At 63.3% G+C, this 17,623-nt stretch carries 13 protein-coding genes; 6 read left to right on the forward strand and 7 right to left on the reverse strand.

The window, feature by feature from the left end; genetic code table 11:
- Both IGS55_RS14685 and IGS55_RS14690 read right to left on the reverse strand, forming a co-directional pair.
- Positions 1-1,641 carry a SulP family inorganic anion transporter gene (locus tag IGS55_RS14685; RefSeq protein ID WP_230516259.1) on the reverse strand — a complete coding sequence of 547 codons (1,641 nt, stop codon included), beginning with the start codon at positions 1,639-1,641 and terminating at the stop codon, positions 1-3.
- Positions 1,642-1,709: 68 nt separating this feature from the next.
- Complete coding sequence (locus tag IGS55_RS14690; RefSeq protein WP_230516260.1) at positions 1,710-2,279, reverse strand: TetR/AcrR family transcriptional regulator; 570 nt, start codon at positions 2,277-2,279, stop codon at positions 1,710-1,712.
- A 127-nt stretch (positions 2,280-2,406) separates the two neighbouring features.
- On the opposite strand from IGS55_RS14690, the gene IGS55_RS14695 reads away from it, so the two are divergent.
- The 3 genes from IGS55_RS14695 (at position 2,407) to IGS55_RS14705 (ending at position 6,691) form a co-directional block, all read left to right on the forward strand.
- Complete coding sequence (locus tag IGS55_RS14695; RefSeq protein ID WP_230516261.1) at positions 2,407-3,381, forward strand: SDR family oxidoreductase; 975 nt, start codon at positions 2,407-2,409, stop codon at positions 3,379-3,381.
- A gap of 3 nt (positions 3,382-3,384) precedes the next feature.
- Positions 3,385-4,260: a non-homologous end joining protein Ku gene (gene ku / locus IGS55_RS14700; protein ID WP_230516262.1), complete on the forward strand. Its 876-nt coding sequence runs from the start codon at positions 3,385-3,387 to the stop codon at positions 4,258-4,260.
- A gap of 118 nt (positions 4,261-4,378) precedes the next feature.
- Entirely contained in the window at positions 4,379-6,691 is a 2,313-nt protein-coding gene (locus IGS55_RS14705) for a PAS domain S-box protein (protein WP_230516263.1), read from the forward strand.
- Here IGS55_RS14705 and ligD read toward each other — a convergent pair.
- Positions 6,675-9,164 carry a DNA ligase D gene (ligD, locus tag IGS55_RS14710; RefSeq protein WP_230516264.1) on the reverse strand — a complete coding sequence of 830 codons (2,490 nt, stop codon included), beginning with the start codon at positions 9,162-9,164 and terminating at the stop codon, positions 6,675-6,677. The two genes, IGS55_RS14705 and ligD, sit on opposite strands and share 17 nt — an antisense overlap.
- Before the next feature lie 210 nt (positions 9,165-9,374).
- Between ligD and IGS55_RS14715 the strand changes: the two genes are divergently transcribed.
- The 3 genes from IGS55_RS14715 to IGS55_RS14725 all read left to right on the forward strand — a co-directional run bounded on the left by IGS55_RS14715 (position 9,375) and on the right by IGS55_RS14725 (position 10,589).
- Entirely contained in the window at positions 9,375-9,698 is a 324-nt protein-coding gene (locus IGS55_RS14715; RefSeq protein WP_230516265.1) for a hypothetical protein, read from the forward strand.
- 222 nt (positions 9,699-9,920) lie between these two features.
- A complete protein-coding gene (locus IGS55_RS14720; RefSeq protein WP_230516266.1) occupies positions 9,921-10,283 on the forward strand; it encodes a hypothetical protein in 363 nt (120 codons plus the stop codon).
- A 42-nt stretch (positions 10,284-10,325) separates the two neighbouring features.
- The gene (locus IGS55_RS14725) at positions 10,326-10,589 is read left to right on the forward strand and encodes a hypothetical protein (RefSeq protein WP_230516267.1); all 264 of its coding nucleotides are present in this window, start codon (positions 10,326-10,328) and stop codon (positions 10,587-10,589) included.
- Between the two features lie 54 nt (positions 10,590-10,643).
- Here IGS55_RS14725 and IGS55_RS14730 read toward each other — a convergent pair whose 3' ends face one another.
- From IGS55_RS14730 to IGS55_RS14745, 4 genes are all read right to left on the reverse strand, one after another.
- Positions 10,644-11,201, reverse strand: coding sequence for a fasciclin domain-containing protein (locus IGS55_RS14730; RefSeq protein ID WP_442908162.1), 558 nt, complete (start codon positions 11,199-11,201; stop codon positions 10,644-10,646).
- Between the two features lie 240 nt (positions 11,202-11,441).
- Positions 11,442-12,887, reverse strand: coding sequence for an efflux transporter outer membrane subunit (locus IGS55_RS14735; protein ID WP_230516411.1), 1,446 nt, complete (start codon positions 12,885-12,887; stop codon positions 11,442-11,444).
- Positions 12,888-12,931: 44 nt separating this feature from the next.
- Positions 12,932-16,132 carry an efflux RND transporter permease subunit gene (locus IGS55_RS14740; protein WP_230516268.1) on the reverse strand — a complete coding sequence of 1,067 codons (3,201 nt, stop codon included), beginning with the start codon at positions 16,130-16,132 and terminating at the stop codon, positions 12,932-12,934.
- Between the two features lie 2 nt (positions 16,133-16,134).
- Positions 16,135-17,373 (reverse strand): efflux RND transporter periplasmic adaptor subunit, encoded by a 1,239-nt coding sequence (locus IGS55_RS14745; protein ID WP_230516269.1) that lies wholly within the window; start codon positions 17,371-17,373, stop codon positions 16,135-16,137.
- Positions 17,374-17,623: the final 250 nt, after the last annotated feature.

Genomic DNA, 17,623 nt, shown 5'->3' on the forward strand with positions numbered 1-17,623 from the left:
TCACGCGTTTTCTCCACTTAAATCGTTCGTCGCCAGGGCCGTACTCAGATACAGCTTGCCGCTGAGGTCTTGCAGCAGGCTGCTCTGGCGCAGGCGGTCCATCACGGGTCCTTTCACTTCGGCCAGGTTCAGGCTGATGCCGCGCTTGGCCAGCGCGCTGTTGAGTTCGATCAAGCCCAGCAAGGCCGTGCTGTCAATCTGATTGACAGCCGACAGCACCAGCACCAGGTGGCGCGCCGTCGGGTGCCCCCGCAGCTCGTCTTCCACGCGCTCCGTGACCGCTTCCACATTGCCGAAGAACAGGCCCGCATCGATGCGTAGCAGCAAGACGTCGGGCAAGGTTTGCGCTTCGTAGCGCTCCACGTTGCGGAAGTGCTCGCTGTTCGGAATGCGCCCCAGCACGGCGATGTGCGGGCGGCTGGCGCGCCAGATCAGGGTGCCCATCGACAGCAGCACGCCGATCACGACGCCCGCTTCCACCCCCAGCACCAGCACGCCGGCCGTCGTCGCCAGCAGGGCCAGCGCATCGCTGCGGTCGTAGCGCCACGACAGTTTCAAGGTATCCCAGTCCAGCAGGCTGCTGACGGCAAAGATGATGGTGGCCGCCAGCACGGGCAGCGGCAGCAGGGCCAGCCAGCCCGTGGGCGCCACCAGCGCCAGCGCCAGCAGGCCCGCCGTGATGATGCTGGCCAGGGGCGTGTTGGCGCCCGCCTGGAAATTGACGGCCGAACGCGAAATGGAACCCGTGACGGGGAAGCCCCCCGACAGCGCGCTGGCCACGTTGGCCGCGCCCAGGCCCAGCAGTTCGCGGTTCGTATGCAGCTTTTCGCCGCGCTTTTGCGCCAGGGTCTGGGCGGCGGACATGCTCATCAAAAAGATGATGAAGGCGATCAAGAGCGCCGGCGACAGCAAGGTGCGCCAATGGGCGCTCGAGGTGGCCAGGTTCAGGCCCGGCAAGCCGCTGGGCACGTGACCCGTCGTCTGCACGCCCATCGCTGCCAGGCCGCCATAGGCGACGAGCGCGATGCCGGCCAGCACGAGCGCCATCGGCGCCAGGCGCGCGCCCACGTCGGCGGCGACTTTATTCAAGCCGCAGCGCTGCAGCAGGCGCGCCAGATAGCGCTTGGCCAGCCACAGGAACAGCAGGCCGCCCAGCCCCAGCACCAGGCTGGGCGTGTGCCAATGGGGCCAGGTGGCGCCCAGCAGGGGCGTGATCTGGCCCCAGATGATCAGGATCGCGGCGCCATTGCTGAAACCGCTGATCACGGGACGCGACAAAAAGCTGGCCATGAAGCCCAGCCGCAGCACGCCGCACAGCAATAGGACGAGGCCGCTGATGAAGGCCAGCTGGGCGGCCAGCACGATATACAGCGAGGAACCGGGGTCGGCCAGCGGCGCCAGGGCGGCGGCCGTCATCAGGGAGACGATGGCCATGGGGCCCACCGATTGCGTCATGCTGCTGCCGAACAAGGCGTACAGCACGGGCGGCAGGATGCTGGCGTAGATGCCGACCACGGGCGGCAAGCCGGCCACCAGCGCGTAGGCCATGCCTTGCGGCACCATCATCATGGCGACAACGATACCGGCGGTAATGTCCCCGGCCAACAGAGGACGCCGGTATTGCCTGAGCCAAAGCAGCATGATGCGATCCCAAAATCTGAAAACCGAAGCCTATCATGCGACGAGGCCGGCTGACAGGGGGAACGCGATCAGTCTGGCAGCAATTGCGCCTTCACGGCATCGAGGATTTCCATCGACAGCGCTTCGTCATCGACGGAACGGGCCAGCACCATGGCGCCCACCATGGCGGCAAACGTGGCAATGGCCTGCCGGTGCCGCTCTGCCGGCGCGCCTTCCGGCAACAAGCCTTCCAGCAGCGCGAACTGTTGCCGCGTGGCTTGCGTAAATGCGGGGCGCGCGCCGCGCGACATGCGCGCCACGTCCGCGCCCATGGCCGCCGCCGGGCAGCCCGTGCCGGGCTGGTCCCGGTGCCGGGTGGTCAGATAGCTGTCGATAATCGCCGGCAGCGCCCGCTGCGGTTCGCTGGCGACCTTCGCCCGCCAGCCTTCCAGCGATTTCTCCAGGGCATGCTGGCACGCCTCGATCATCAAGTCTTCCTTGGACGCGAAATGGCCATAGAAGCCGCCATGCGTGAGGCCCGCGTTCTTCATCAGGTCGGCCACGCCGATGCCGTCATAGCCCTTTTCGCGGAACAATCTTGCCGCCACGTCAACGATGCGCTCTCGGTTCAGCGCCGCCTGCTCCCTGCTCACTTTCATGCTGCCCTCCTACATTTATGTCAATCATCATATAACTTTACGCCCGTTTGCGCCACTCTGTTAGCAAGCGCACCGTTTGATGGCGGCGCCGCGCCGATACTGGGTCTTCGTTTCCAGGGAGGCCAGCATGAACGAAAACAAGGACCAGTCCGCCGGCAACTTGCAGCGCGCCATCCAGCAGGAGCAGGATGGCCGCGACGCCGCCAAGCCAGGCAAGGAAAACAAGCAGCCCGTGCAGACGGGCCACCGCAGCCAGCCCGTCCCGCCCCTGCCCGCCCAGCACCTGGACAAGCCGGGCATCGAAGGGCAGATGGAATTGAAACCGCGCTTCCTGGCGCCCGATTACTGCGGCAGCGGCAAGCTGGCCGGCATGGTGGCCGTCATCACGGGCGGCGATTCGGGCATCGGCCGCGCCGTGGCCGTGCTGTACGCGCGCGAAGGGGCCGATATCGCCATCATTTACCTGAACGAACATGCGGACGCCAACGAAACGAAGCGCTACGTGGAGGCGGAAGGCCAGAGCTGCCTCTTGATTCCCGGCGACGTGCGCGACCAGGGCTTTTGCCAGCAAGCCGTCAGCCAGGTGCTGGAGAGATTCACGCACATCGACGTGCTGGTCAACAACGCCGCCTTCCAGGAACACGCCGAATCCCTGCTGGAACTGAGCGAAGAACGCTTCGACCTCACCATGAAGACCAATGTCTACGGTTACTTTCACATGGCCAAGGCCGTGCTGCCCCATTTGCAGCGGGGCGCTTCCATCATCAACACGGGGTCCGTGACGGGCTTGCAGGGCTCGAAACACCTGCTCGACTATTCCACCACCAAGGGCGCCATCCATGCGTTTACCATGGCGCTGGCCGGCAACCTGCTCGACAAGGGCATCCGCGTCAACGCCATCGCACCCGGCCCCGTCTGGACGCCGCTCAATCCGGCCGACAAGTCGCCCGAGGAGATCGAAAAATTCGGCCAGGACACGGACATGCGCCGCCCGGCCCAGCCCGAGGAACTGTCGCCCGCCTACGTCTTCCTGGCCTCGCCCGCCTGTTCCAGCTACATCAGCGGCATCGTCCTGCCCGTCACCGGCAGCGTGGGGGACTAGGGCATGGCGCGCGCACTGTGGAAAGGCGCCATCAGCTTCGGCCTCGTGCACATTCCCGTCGAGCTGATTTCTGCCAGCCTCGACCACGAACTGGACTTGTCCATGCTGGACCGGCGTGACTTCGCGCCCATCGGCTACAAGCGCTACAACAAGCAGACGGGCAAGGAAGTCGAGTGGGACGACATCATCAAGGGCTATGAATACAAGACGGACGAGTACGTGGTGCTGTCCGACGAGGATTTAAGGCAGGCGAACGTGAAGGCCACGCAAACCATCGATATTTTTACCTTTGTCGATGCGGCGGAGGTGCCGCTGACCTTTTACGAGCACCCGTATTACCTGCTGCCCGCCACGGGCGGCGAAAAAGTCTATGCGCTGCTGCGCGAAACCTTGCGAAAGGCGAATAAAGTGGGTATCGCCAGCGTGGTCATGCGCACCAAACAGCATTTGTGCGCGCTCGTCTGCGTCGGCGACGCCATCGTGCTCAACACCCTGCGCTACGCCGATGAAATCCGATCCACGGACGACCTGGACTTGCCCGCCAGCACCCTGAAGGCGGCCGGCATTTCCGACAAGGAACTCAAAATGGCCCTGTCGCTCGTCGAAGGCATGAGCGAAGCGTGGGAACCCGGGCAATACCACGACAGCTACCGCGAAGACGTACTGGCGCTGGTCAAGAAGAAAATCAAGGCGAAACAGACCAAGACCATCACGCCGCCCGCACCCGAACGGGAAGAGGAACACGGCAGCAATGTGATCGACCTGGTCGCCCTGCTGCAGCAAAGCCTGGGCAAGAAAGCGCCCGCCGCGCCGGCCCGCAAGCGCGCGGCCTCGTCCACTGCCCGCAAACCAGCGCCATCGAGGCGCAAGGCAGCCTGAACCACTCCACCCGGCCCGGGAGCAGCGTCAATAATAAATGCATTGACTTTGATCAGGCTTCTCGCTACGTTATGCACAGGCCTGCCAGCCGGCAAGCCCTGTCACGCGTGCGGAAAAAATGGATGCCGAGTTAGATCAGCTTATCCTCAGCGGCGCCCCTGGCGGCGTTGTCATCACGAACGAAGATCACGTCGTCGTGCGCTGGACGGTGGGTGCCCAGCGCATTTTCGGCTATGCCAGCGACGAAGCGCTGGGCCGCACGCTGTGGGAGCTGATCTCCTTGCCCGGACAGGCCGAAGCGTCCCCGCTGATCGACGAGCAGCTGACCCTGCATGGCAGCTACGACCGCGAATCGCTGCGGCGGCGCAAGGATGGCGAACTCATCCACGTCGATGTCGCGTGCCAGGTCGCACAGGCCGGGGCGGATGCGCCCCGCTACCTGATTTCCACCATGAAGGACACGACCTTGCTGAAGGCGGCGCGCGACGCCCAGTTCGTCGAGGTGCGCTACCGCGTGCTGTTCGAATCGACGCCGGACAGCGTCATCATGGTCAATGCCACGGGCGCCATCGTGCTGGCCAACCAGCAGGCGCAGCGCCTGTTCGGCTACGCGGAAGGCGAATTGAACGGCAGGCAAATCGATAGCCTGCTGCCGCAACGGCTGCGCCATTCGCACGTGGCGCACCGCGCGCGCTATTTCGATCAGCCCCGCACGCGCACCATGGGCGCCGACCTGGAGTTGCTGGGCCTGCGCAAGGACAACGTCGAGTTTCCCGTCGAAATCAGCCTGTCGCCCATCCAGACGGAAATCGGCACCTTCGTCATCAGCGCCATCCGCGACGTCAGCGACCGCCGCCGCGCCGAGCAGAAGTTCCGCGGCCTGCTCGAATCGGCGCCGGACGCCATCGTCATCGTCAACGGCGATGGCGAGATCGTGCTCGTCAACTCGCAGACGGAACGTCTGTTCGGCTACTCGCGCGCGGAGTTGCTCGGGCGCAATGTGGAAGTGCTGATCCCGGCCCGCTACGCGATGGACCATCCGCGCCACCGCCATGCGTTTTCCACGGCGCCGCGCGCCCGCTCCATGGGCGCAGGACTGGAACTGTACGGCTTGCGCCGCGACGGTACCGAATTCCCCGTCGAAATCAGCCTGTCGCCGCTGGAAACGGACGAAGGCGTGCTCGTGTCGTCGGCCATCCGCGACATCTCCGAGCGCAAGCGCATCGAACGCACGCTCAACGAACAGAAAGTCGAACTCGAGCGGGCCAGCCAGGCGAAGGACCGTTTTCTCACCAGCATGTCGCACGAGCTGCGCACACCGCTGAACGCCATCCTCGGCTTTGCCCAGCTGCTGGCCAACGAAGCCTTGCCCGCCACCGTGCTGCAAAAACGCACCTTCGTGCAAAACATCGTCACCTCGGGCCGCCACCTGCTCACCCTGATCAATGAAATCCTCGACTTGGCGAAGATCGAATCGGGCAGCCTGAGCCTGTCGATGGAAGCGGTGACGCTGCCCGCGCTGATCGAGGAAGTGCGCGTGATGGTGGAAGAACAGGCGCAGCAGCGCCAGATCCACCTGATCTTTCCAGCCTGCGAACCGCTGACGCTCAGGGCCGACCATACGCGCCTCAAGCAAGTGCTGCTGAACCTGCTGTCGAACGCCATCAAGTACAACCGCCCGGCCGGCAAGGTGGAGCTGGAAATTTCGCAGCCCGATGCGCTGTGCGTGCGCATCGCCATCCGCGACACGGGCAAGGGGCTGGACGACGCGCAGATGGCCGAACTGTTCCAGCCGTTTAACCGCCTGGGGCAGGAGGCCGGCAGCGAAGAAGGCACGGGCATCGGCCTGGTCGTCACCAAGCGCCTGGTCGAACTGATGGGCGGACGCATGGGCGTGCACAGCTGCCTTGGCGAGGGCAGCGTGTTCTGGATCGAACTCGACACCATGGCCGCGCCGCCCGAGAGCATGCCGCTGGATACGGAGGGGCTATCCGAGCCTGCCGGCGACGCCGGGGACGACGCCAGCGGCCAGGCGCTGCTGCTGTACGTGGAAGACAATCCGGCCAGCCTGCGCCTGGTGGAAGACATCGTCAGCTTCCTGCCCCACCTGCGCATGATCTCGGCCACCGACGCGCGCCAGGGCATCGCGCTGGCGCTGGAACGCCATCCCGACGTCATCCTGATGGATATCAACCTGCCCGGCATGAATGGCAACCAGGCGCAGCGCATCCTGCGCAACGATGCGCGCACGGCGCATATCCCCGTCATCGCCCTGACGGCCAACGCCATGAAGGGCGACATCCGGCATGGCCTGGCCTCGGGCTTTTTCCGCTACCTGACCAAACCCGTCGAGATTCCCCAGCTCAACGCTGCCATCGAGGAAGCGCTGCAACTGGCGCGCGCCACTCTGCCGCTCAAGCCGGAGGCCTAAAAGCCAGCTTTTTCATGGCCGCGTCGAGGCCTTTCGCGCTGCGCGCATAGCCGTCCCACGGGGTATTGCCCACGCCGAGACGGCTGTGCACATTGCCCACGTTCCACTGGTCGCCCGCCGCCAGCTCGTCAAGCTCCTCCCAGGCCAGCGGCACGGAAATGCCCAGTCCCGAGCGCGTGCGGGCCGACCACGCGCACACGGTGGTGGCGCCCCGGCCGTTGCGCAAATAATCGATGAAAATCTTGCCGACGCGATTCGCGGGACCGCTCTTGACGACAAACCTCTCCGGGATATGCTGCGCCATGTGCGCCACGATGGCTTGCGAAAACGCTTTTACCGTATCCCAGTCGTGCTTGGGCCGGATCGGCACGACCACGTGCAAGCCCTTGCCGCCGCTGGTTTTCAGCCAGGCGGGCAAGCCCAGTTCCGTCAGGACGGCGCGCAGCAGCATGGCCGCTTCGCGAATGGCGGGCCAGGCCACGCCCTTGCCCGGGTCCAGGTCGAACACCAGGCGGTTCGGCGTGTCGTAGGCGCTGGCCAGCGCGTTTTGCGTGTGAAATTCCACCACATTCCACTGCGCCGCCGACAATAAGCCCTGCAGGCTGGCCACTTCCAGCATGGGCGGGTGTTCCGGGTCCAGCCGTGCATCGAGCTGTTTGATGCCTGGCATTGTCGAAGTATCAACATGTTTCTGAAAAAATAGCTCGCCCCCGACGCCAGCGGGTGCACGCACGAGCGACACGGGGCGCCCGCGCAGGTGTACGAGCATCAGCTTGCCCACCAGCGCGTAATAGCACACCAGGTCAATCTTCCTGGCGCCGCTGTCGCCGTCGATCACGCGATCCGCATGGCTGACCTTGAAACTGGCCGGCAAGACACAGTCCGGCATGGATTTGCTCTCCATTGTCTTCTCCTTCTCGACTCGCCGCGCCCGCTCGCGCACGATGGCGGCCGGCTTTTTATCTTCGCGCAAGCCATGAAACACGGCATGGCGCACGGCACCGCCACTGGTCCATTGCGCAAAACCGACCTCGGCCACCAGTTGCGGCTGGACCCAGATGGGCTGGCGCACGCCGCCAGCCTTGCCTTCAAACGGACTCGTCTCGATAGCCAGCGCATCGAGCCGGCGCCGCAAGTCGCGCAGGCTGGCATCGTCAAAGCCGCTGCCCACATTGCCCGCATAGCGCAGCTTGCCCTGCGCATCATGTACGCCCAGCAACAGCGAACCTATCCCTTCGCGCGCGCCCTGCGGCGCCGTATAGCCGCCGATGACGAATTCCTGGCGCAGTCCGCATTTGAGCTTGATCCAGTCACCCGAGCGGCGCGTGACGTAGGGCGCGCCGCGCCGCTTGCCGATCACCCCTTCCAGCCCCAGGCGGCAGGCGTGCTCCAGCAGCCGCTGCGGGGCGGCATCGAGCGCGTCGCTGAAGCGCACCAGGGGCGACGCGGGCAAGCTCTGCAGCAGCCCTTGCAGTAGCGCCCTGCGCGCCTCCACGGGCTGTCCCCGCAGATCGTGGCCATCGAAGTACGGCACGTCGAACAGGTAATACACGATCTCGCTGGTCGTTTCCGCGTCGAACGCGCGCTGCAAGGCGCCAAAATCCGGGTGCCCGCTGCTGTCGTTGACGACGATTTCACCGTCATACCAGCCTGGCGGCAAGCTCAACTGTTCCAGCGATCGCCGCAACTTCGGCAGTTTTGCCGTCCAGTCATTGCCATTGCGCGTGATTAACGCAATATGATCGCCATCGCAACGCGCGAGGATGCGGTAGCCGTCGAATTTCACCTCGAAAATCCAGTCTTGCGCATCTGGCGGCGGTGCATCGACAAGGGTGGCCAGCTGTGGCGACAAGGTGGCGGGCAACCCGGCAACCGGCGGCGCGGCAGCCATCTTGCGCTTGGGCATGGCCTTGTTCTTGACGCTGTCGGGGAACTCGTCCACGACAGAAAATTCCTCTGCCGGCCGCGCATAGTCGTCTTTTTCCTTGATCAGCAGCCAGGCAGGCTGCTTTTCGCTGCGTTTGTCTCCCTTGCCGTTCATGCGCACCAGCACCCATTTGCCATGCATCTTGTGGCCGTGCAAAGTGAACTTCAGCTCGCCGGCCACCAGCGCCTTGCACGCATCGGGCGTGGCTGTCTGGGGCTGCCACGTCCCTTTATCCCAGATGATGACCTTGCCCGCGCCATATTGTTTCTCGGGGATCGTGCCTTCAAAACTCGCATACGCAATCGGATGGTCTTCCACCTGCACGGCCATGCGTTTGTCGCGCGGGTCGTAGCTGGGGCCTTTCGGCACGGCCCAGCTTTTCATCGTGCCATCGAGTTCCAGCCGAAAGTCATAGTGCAAACGGCTGGCCCAGTGTTTCTGGATGACGAAGGTGAGCACGTCGTTTGCAGCCTCGTCGCCACCTGCAGGCTCGGGCGTGACGGCGAAATTGCGTTTGGCTTGATACGTTTTCAAGGCGGCTTTCATGGCGGCCCCATGCGGTGACGATGGCTTCGAGTCTAGTCCGCTGCAGGTCATGGCGCGGTACGCCAGCTAACAGAGTGCCTGCCGCGGCAAATGTAAGTGTTTGTAATTAGAAAAAAACGTGTCAACGCTATTGCCGCACGGCGCGTTTTTGCCTCAGTGACAGGGGACTGATCTCCTGAACTACAACCCCACTTCTCGAGGAACTGCACCATGAAAAAAAGCATTTTCAACTTGACCGCTACTCTGATCGCCGGCTTGTTCGCTACCGCAGCCTTTGCTCAAACGCCAGCCGCGCCTGCCAAGGCCGAAGCCAAGCACACCAAGGAAGTGGCAAAGGCGGAAGCCAAGGAAACCAAGGCCGTAGTCAAAGCCGATGCGAAGGAAGCGGCCGTCGTCGCCGATGCGAAAGCCGATGTTGCCAGCGCCAAGGCCGACGCCAAAGTCACCAAGGAAAAAGCCCATCACAAAGCGAAAAAAGCCAAGGCCAAAGCTGACGAAGCCAAAACTGAAGCGACCGCGGCAGCAGCCAAATAATCCATACAGCGCGTTTCATGCGCCATGCAAAAAGACAGCTTCGGCTGTCTTTTTGCATTTTTACGCCGCCTTCTTCAATTAACGTCGTTTAAATCAGCCGATTGTAAGAAAGTGTAAACAAGGTCAACGGCAAGCTTCCGGGGCGCGTTTTATGCTCAGTGACACGGGAAACATCCCGGCACGAACAGACATACCAGACAAACCACCACTGAGGACTGCACCATGAAAAAACGCATTTTCAACCTGAGCGCTACCCTGATCGCCGGCCTGTTCGCAACCGCAGCCTTCGCCCAGACCCCGGCAACACCTGCGGCCGCTCCGGCAGCCTCGGTACCGGCCAAAGTGGAAGCGGCCCACACCAAGGCCGTCGTGAAAGCCGATGCCAAGGAAGCGCAAGCCGTCGTCAAAGCGGATGCCAAAGAAGCGAAAGCAGTCGTCGCCGCAAAAACGGAAGTCGCCAGCGCCAAAGCGGAAGCGGCTACCACGAAAGCCAAGGCACACCACAAGGCCAAGAAAACCAAGGCCAAGGCTGACGAAAAGCTGGCATCGGCCACCGCCGAAGCGGCACCAGCAGCAGCCAAGTAATTCAGACACCCTTTACTGACCACACATACCAAGGATCTCATCATGAAAAAAGTCATCGCCACCCTGATCGCCGGCCTGTTCGCCACCGCCGCTTTCGCCCAGACGCCAGCCGTCGCGCCAGTCGCTCCAGTGGCACCGATTCCTGTCGTCGCCCCTGTCGTCAAGGCTGAAGCACCGGCAGCAGCCGTCAAGCCAGCGACGCACAAGAAAGCCAAGCATCACAAGGCGAAGAAAGCCGCGCCAGCCGACAAGGCGACGCCTGCGGAACCAGCAGTGCCGGCAGTACCAGCAACGCCAGCCAAGTAATCGCGGCGCATAAATGAAAAAGACAGGGTTTTCCCTGTCTTTTTTTTCGTCCGCTTATTGTGGCATCAGCACCGAGTCGATCACATTGATCACGCCATTCGACTGGTACACGTCATAGGTGCTGATGTTGGCGCTGTTGCCGCCCTCGTCCATCACCACGATGTTGTGCATGCCGTTCATGGCGAACATCAGCTTGCCGCCGCTGGCCGTAGGCAAGGTGGCTTTACCGTCATGCATCTTGATTTCCTTGGCCAGCGCCTTGAAGTCGTATTTGCCGGGCACCACGTGGTAGGTGAGGATTTTCGTCAGGGTCGCCTTGTTTTCCGGCTTCACCAGGGTCTCGACGGTGCCGGCCGGCAGCTTGCCGAAGGCCGCATTCGTCGGCGCGAACACGGTGAACGGGCCCTTGCCTTTCAGGGTATCGACCAGGCCTGCCGCCTTGACGGCGGCGACCAAGGTCGTGTGGTCGGCCGAATTGACGGCGTTGTCGACGATGTCCTTGGACGGATACATGCTCTGGCCACCGACCATGGTCGTCTTGTCGGCGGCAAACGGAGCGCCGGCGGCCAGCATGGAAGTGATGAACAGTGCTGCGGGAACGAAGGTGCGCATGATGGTATCTCCTGGATGACTGCGTTTGCGTGATTGCAGGAGTATTTACGCGGCCTGTCCGCAAACGGATTCAACTGATTTGGCTGGTCTTGTCTGGATTGAGGGCGCGGGTGTTGTCGGCTTACGCGCTGCGCGCTAAGCCGACCTACAGCGCTGAGCCGACCTGCGCCAACCATAAAAAAACGGCGCCGTGCAAAGCACGACGCCGTTTTCGACAGGCTTATCGCCGCGGACCGGAAACTAGTTGGCCGCGACCTGCGGCTCCGTCTCGCCCCAGCCGCCGCCCAGGGAGCGGATCAGCGCCACCGTGGTGACGGCGCGGTTGCCGCGCAATTGCACGGCGTTGCGCTCGATGGCCGCCAGGTTGCGCTGCGCGTCGAGCAGGTCCAGGTAGCTGGAACGGCCAGCGTCGTACAGCTTTTGCGCCAGGTCGGCCGAGCGGCGCGCCGAGACGACGGCTTCGTCGATCTGCTGCGTCTGGCCCGACAGGATGCGCAGGCCGGCCAGGTTGTCTTCCACCTCGGCGAAGGCCACCAGTACGCTCTGGCGATACGTCGCCACCGACTCTTCCAGCTGCGCTTCGCTGCGGCTCACGGCAGCTTTATTACGTCCACCGTCGATGATCGGCATCGACATCAGGGCGCCCAGCAGCCAGGAGCGGCTGCTCCACTTGAAGATGTCCGAGAAGGTATCGGACGCGCCGCCGCCGGAGGCGTTCAAGGTCAAGGCCGGGAACATGGCCGATTTCGCCACGCCGATGCGCGCATTCGACGCTTCCATGGTGCGCTGTGCCGACGCGATGTCGGGACGGCGTTCCAGCAAGGAAGACGGCATGCCGGCCGGGATCACGGGCAGGAAGCCGCTATCCTGCAGCGGATTGACGGTCGCCGTGAAGCTGGCGGCAGGTTTACCCAGCAGGACGGCCAGCGCATGTTCGCTGGTGGCGCGCTGGCGCTGCAGGCCGATGGCTTCGGCACGCACGGTCGACAGCTCCGTGCGGGCACGCGACAGGTCGAACTCGCCGATGTCGCCCAGGTCATAGCGGCGCTGGTTCACATGCACGCTTTCTTCACGCAGGCGCACCGTCTGTTCCAGGGTCGCCAGTTCGGCGTCCGTGGCGCGCAGCTGGAAGTAGGTCTGCGCCACGTCGGCCTGCAAGGACAGCAGCACCGAGCGGTAAGTCGCTTCCACGGCCAGCGCATCGCTGCGCGAGGCGCTGACGTTCGACGCCACGCGGCCGAACAGATCGACTTCGTAGCTGGCCGTCAGGTTGGCCTGGTAGACATTCGTGGCCGCCACCGGAGCGCCGTTCGGCAAGCCGAGCGACACGGCGGAAGCGCGGTTGCGCTGGCCGCCCACGTTCACGCCCACTTGCGGGATGCGGTCCGCTTCGGCGATGCCGGCAATCGCCCTCGCCTGCTTGACGCGGGCGGCGGCGACGGCCAGGTTGGCATTCGCTTGCGTGGCTTCGTTGATCAGGCCAGTCAAAGCCGGATCATTGAAAGCCAGCCACCACTCGCCGCGCGCCTGGCGTTCGGCCGGCACGCCCTGCTTCCAGCGCGTGCCGTCGGCCGCCGTCTGCACGGCGGGCAAGGTTTGCGCTTCCTTGAACGCGGCCGGTGTCTCGATCTGCGGCTGCTTGAACTCGGGCGCCGCGCAGGCGGCCAGCAGGACTGCGGCGGCCATGGCGGTCAGCACGGGCTTGACGCGCCAGATGATTTCCTTGGTTTTCAATATATATCTCCTTCCAGGTCCAGCGCTGGCGCGGCGACAGGCTTGGCGGCAACGGCGGCTGGTTTTTTCTCAAAACGCTGCGCCAGGGTGCGCAGCAATACATAGAACACAGGCGTCAGGAACAGGCCGAAGAAGGTCACGCCCAGCATGCCGGCGAAGACCGCCACGCCCATGGCATGGCGCATTTCCGAACCGGCGCCGTTCGAGAACACCAGGGGCACCACGCCCATGATGAAGGCGATCGACGTCATCAGAATCGGACGCAGACGCAGACGGCACGCTTCCAGCGCCGCTTGCACGACGGTGCGGCCATGCTCTTCCAGTTCGCGGGCAAATTCCACGATCAGAATCGCATTCTTCGACGCCAGCCCCACCAGCACGAACAGCGCGATCTGGGTAAACACGTTGTTGTCGCCGCCGGTCAGTTTCACGCCCAACAGTGCGCACAGGATCGACATCGGCACGATCAGGATCACGGCCAGCGGCAATGTCCAGCTTTCGTACTGGGCGGCCAGCACCAGGAACACCAGCAGCACGCACAGCGGGAACACATAGATCATCGTATTGCCGGACAAGATGTCCTGGTAGGTCAGCTCCGTCCATTCATACGAAATCCCCTGCGGCAGCACTTCCTTGGCGATGCGTTCCAGCGCCGCTTGCGCCTGGCCGCTCGATACGCCAGGGGCGGCGCCGCCATTGAAGTCGGCTGCGGCATACGCGTTGTAGCGCTGCACGCGGTCCGGGCCATAGCTGTCCTTGACGCGCATCAGCGACGACAGCGGGATCATCTCGCCCTTGTCGTTGCGTACCTTCAGCTGCGCGATATCCTGCGCATGCGAACGGAACGCCGCATCGGCCTGCACGCGCACCTGGTAGGTGCGGCCAAACTGGTTGAAGTCGTTGACGTACAGCGAACCGAGGTTGATCTGCAAGGTCTGGTAAATCGTTTGCAGCTGCACGCCCATCTGCTTGGCTTTCACGCGGTCGACGTCGGCGAACAGCTGCGGCACGTTGATCTGGTAGCCCGAGAACACGCCCGCCAGTTCCGGCGTCTGGTACGCTTTCGCGGCCAGCGCCTGGGTGGCGTTGTACAGCGCGTCGTAACCGAGATTGCCGCGGTCTTCGATCATCATCTTGAAGCCGCCGATGGTGCCGAGGCCGTTGACCGGCGGTGGCGGGAAGACCATGATGAAGGCGTCCTGGATACCGCCCAGGCGCTTGTTGATCTCGGCCGCGATGGCGCCGCCCGACAATTCCTTGCTGGTGCGCTCGTCGAACGGTTTCAGGGTGGCGAACACGATACCGGCGTTCGGCGCATTGGTGAAATCGTTGATCGACAGGCCGGGGAAGGCGATGGTCGATTCGACGCCAGGCACCGACTTGATGACGTCGGACATGCGGCGCACGACATCTTCCGTGCGGTCCAGCGACGCGGCGTCAGGCAATTGCGCAAAGCCCACCAGATACTGCTTGTCCTGCGCTGGCACGAAGCCGGCCGGCACGGACTTGAAGGTGAAGATGGCGGCAACGACCAGCAGCGCATACACGCCCAGCGAAGCGCTCTTGCGGCCCAACACGCCTTTTACGCCCGCCTCATAGCGGTGCGAAGCGCGGCCGAAGAAGCGGTTGAACCAGGCGAAGAAACGGCCGAAGACCACGTCCATGCCGCGCGTCAGCGCGTCTTTCGGCGCATCGTGCGGTTTCAGCAGCGCGGCCGACAGGGCTGGCGCCAGGGTCAGCGAGCTGAAAGCGGAGATCACGGTCGAAATGGCGATGGTCAGCGCGAACTGGCGATAGAACTCGCCCGACAAACCAGGCACGAAGGCGATCGGCACGAACACGGCGCACAGTACCAGGGCGATGGCGACGATAGGACCGCTGACCTCTTTCATGGCCTGGATGGTGGCGTCGCGCGGCGACAAGCCCTCTTCGATATTGCGCTCGACGTTTTCCACCACCACGATGGCGTCATCGACGACGATACCGATGGCCAGCACGAGGCCGAACAGCGACAGCGTGTTGATCGAGAAGCCAAAGCCCAGCATCACGGCAAAGGTGCCGACGATGGAGACGGGAACGGCCAGCAGCGGGATGATCGATGCGCGCCAGGTTTGCAGGAAGATGATCACCACCAGCACCACCAGGGCAATCGCTTCGAGCAGGGTATGGATCACGGCTTCGATGGACGAACGCACGAACTGCGTCGGGTCGTACTCGATCCGGTATTCCACGCCTTGCGGGAAGTCTTTTTTCAGTTCCTCCATCTTGGAGCGCACGTCGGAAGACAGCTGCAGCGCGTTGGCGTTCGGCGCTTCGAAAATACCCATGCCGACGGCCGGATTATTGTTCAGCAGCGAACGCAGCGAGTAGCTGTTGGCGCCCATTTCCACGCGCGCCACGTCCTTCAGGTGCGTCACGGCGCCGTCGGCATTCGTGCGCACGATGATGGCGCCGAATTCCTCGGGCGTCTGCAGACGGCCCTGGGTGTTGACGGTCAGCTGAAAGTCCGAGTTCTTCGCTGGCGAGGCGCCGATCACGCCGGCGGCCACCTGCACGTTCTGCTCGCGAATCGCGTCGACGACGTCATTGGCCGTCATGCCGCGCGCCGCCACCTTTTGCGGGTCGAGCCAGATGCGCATGGCGTAGTCGCCGGCGCCGAAGATCTGGATGTCGCCCATGCCGGGCAAACGGGCCAGTTGATCCTTGACGTTCAGCACCGCGTAGTTACGCAAATACATATCGTCATAGCGCTTGTTTGGCGAGACCAGATGCACCACCATGGTCAGGTTGGGCGAGGACTTGACGGTCGTCACGCCGATCTGGCGCACTTCCTCGGGCAGGCGCGGCAAGGCGCGTTGCACGCGGTTCTGCACCTGCGTTTCGGCCTGCTCGACGTTGGTGCCGATCTTGAAGGTCACGGTCAGCATCATCGCGCCATCGGACGTGTTTTGCGAGGACATGTAGAGCATGTTCTCAACGCCGTTGATCTGCTCTTCGAGCGGCGCGGCCACGGTTTCGGCGATTACTTTCGGATTGGCGCCCGGGTACTGCGCGCGCACCACCACGGATGGCGGGACGACGTCAGGATATTCGGAGATGGGCAGGCCGAAAATCGACAGCAGCCCGGCCACGAATATGACGATCGACAGCACCGCCGCGAAAATCGGCTTGTCGATGAAAAAGCGGGAAAAGTTCATGTTTATTCCTTGGAAGTCGATGCTGCTTTCGCGGCGATCTTGGCTGCTTCAGGTTTGGCGGGAGCGGCAGGCGCGGTCGGATCGAAATCCATCGCCACCATCTGCGGCGTCACCGGGGCGCCCGGGCGCACGCGCTGCAAGCCGTTGACGACGATTTTCTCGCCCGCCTTCAAGCCTTCGCGCACCACGCGCAAGCCGTCCGAAGTCGGGCCCAGCTTGACGGCGCGGTATTCGGCCTTGTTGTCGGCGCCCACCACGTACACGTATTTGCGGCTTTGATCCGTGCCGACGGCGCGGTCGCTGATCAACAGGGCCGTGCCTTGCGCCTGCGGGCCGTTGCCGCCATCGAGCTGGATGCGCGCGAACAGGCCCGGCACCAGCTGGCGCTCGGCGTTGGCGAAGGTGGCGCGCATGCGCACGCTGCCCGTGGCCGGGTCGAGCTGGTTGTCGACGAATTCCAGCTTGCCTTCGTGCGGGAAGCCCGTTTCGTTGGCCAGGCCTACCTTGACGGTGACGGGCGTGCCCTTTTGCGCCGTGCCGGCCACGCGCAGATATGTATCTTCATCGCCGTCGAAGCTGGCGTAGATGCGGTCCGTCGAGACCACCGAAGTGAGGATGGCGGACGCGTCGATCAGGTTGCCGACGGTGATTTCCGCCTTGCTGACGCGGCCGCTGATCGGCGCCTGCACCTGCGTGTACGACAGATTCAGTTTCGCCGCTTCATACGCGGCTTGCGCCGAGCGGACATTCGCGTCCAGTTCTTTCAGGCCCGACGCTTTTTCATCGAATTCGCGCTGGGCGATGGCTTTTTCGGCCAACAGCTTTTCAGCGCGCGACAGTTCCAGCTTGGCCAGTTCCGCCTTGGCCCGGGCCGAGGCGGCAGTGCCTTCGGCGCGCGACACTTCGGCCTGGAATGGGCGCGGATCGATGACGAACAGCACGTCGCCCTTTTTCACTTCGCTGCCCGGCTTGAAATTGACGGCCGTGATGAAACCGCCAACGCGCGAGCGGATTTCCACGCGCTCGATCGCTTCCAGGCGACCCGAGAATTCCTGCGTTTCCGTGATCTGTTTTTCAACGACGGTGGCGGCCGAGATGGGCGGGCCGCCGGCCGCTGGCGCGTCGGGCACCTTGCTATTGGCCGAATCGCAGCCAGCCAGGCTCACGGCCACCAGTCCTGCCAGCGCGAGCGAGGCAGCCAGGGGCTTCAGCAGAGTGGAAAATTGTTGAACGTTTTTCATTTTATTTCCCTGTTTTATGAAAATTTCTAATGGTATGGGCGGCAGGAAGCAACCCAGCTAAAAAGAGTGAATGGTGGTGCCATGGCGCCCGACGGCGCTCGATCAAAGGTAAACAGGCCGCCAGCTGCTTGGAAAGCGGACGGGGACGACAAAGCTGGCTGTGCGAACGCACAACTCAGGCAAGATGGGAACTACACTGCATAGTGTAGCAACCGAAACTTAAAAAGTAAACTGATTAGTGTAATTATTT

The organism is Janthinobacterium sp. EB271-G4-3-2 (assembly GCF_020858035.1).
GTDB classification, from domain to species: Bacteria; Pseudomonadota; Gammaproteobacteria; order Burkholderiales; family Burkholderiaceae_D; genus Janthinobacterium; species Janthinobacterium aestuarii.

What these genes read in the sequence shown, in the direction of transcription:
- IGS55_RS14685 (WP_230516259.1), bottom strand. Translation starts at nt 1,641, where the DNA reads ATGCTGCTTTGGCTCAGGCAATACCGGCGTCCTCTGTTGGCCGGGGAC.
- IGS55_RS14690 (WP_230516260.1), bottom strand. Translation starts at nt 2,279, where the DNA reads ATGAAAGTGAGCAGGGAGCAGGCGGCGCTGAACCGAGAGCGCATCGTT.
- IGS55_RS14695 (WP_230516261.1), top strand. Translation starts at nt 2,407, where the DNA reads ATGAACGAAAACAAGGACCAGTCCGCCGGCAACTTGCAGCGCGCCATC.
- ku (WP_230516262.1), top strand. Translation starts at nt 3,385, where the DNA reads ATGGCGCGCGCACTGTGGAAAGGCGCCATCAGCTTCGGCCTCGTGCAC.
- IGS55_RS14705 (WP_230516263.1), top strand. Translation starts at nt 4,379, where the DNA reads ATGGATGCCGAGTTAGATCAGCTTATCCTCAGCGGCGCCCCTGGCGGC.
- ligD (WP_230516264.1), bottom strand. Translation starts at nt 9,164, where the DNA reads ATGAAAGCCGCCTTGAAAACGTATCAAGCCAAACGCAATTTCGCCGTC.
- IGS55_RS14715 (WP_230516265.1), top strand. Translation starts at nt 9,375, where the DNA reads ATGAAAAAAAGCATTTTCAACTTGACCGCTACTCTGATCGCCGGCTTG.
- IGS55_RS14720 (WP_230516266.1), top strand. Translation starts at nt 9,921, where the DNA reads ATGAAAAAACGCATTTTCAACCTGAGCGCTACCCTGATCGCCGGCCTG.
- IGS55_RS14725 (WP_230516267.1), top strand. Translation starts at nt 10,326, where the DNA reads ATGAAAAAAGTCATCGCCACCCTGATCGCCGGCCTGTTCGCCACCGCC.
- IGS55_RS14730 (WP_442908162.1), bottom strand. Translation starts at nt 11,201, where the DNA reads ATGCGCACCTTCGTTCCCGCAGCACTGTTCATCACTTCCATGCTGGCC.
- IGS55_RS14735 (WP_230516411.1), bottom strand. Translation starts at nt 12,887, where the DNA reads ATGGCCGCCGCAGTCCTGCTGGCCGCCTGCGCGGCGCCCGAGTTCAAG.
- IGS55_RS14740 (WP_230516268.1), bottom strand. Translation starts at nt 16,132, where the DNA reads ATGAACTTTTCCCGCTTTTTCATCGACAAGCCGATTTTCGCGGCGGTG.
- IGS55_RS14745 (WP_230516269.1), bottom strand. Translation starts at nt 17,373, where the DNA reads ATGAAAAACGTTCAACAATTTTCCACTCTGCTGAAGCCCCTGGCTGCC.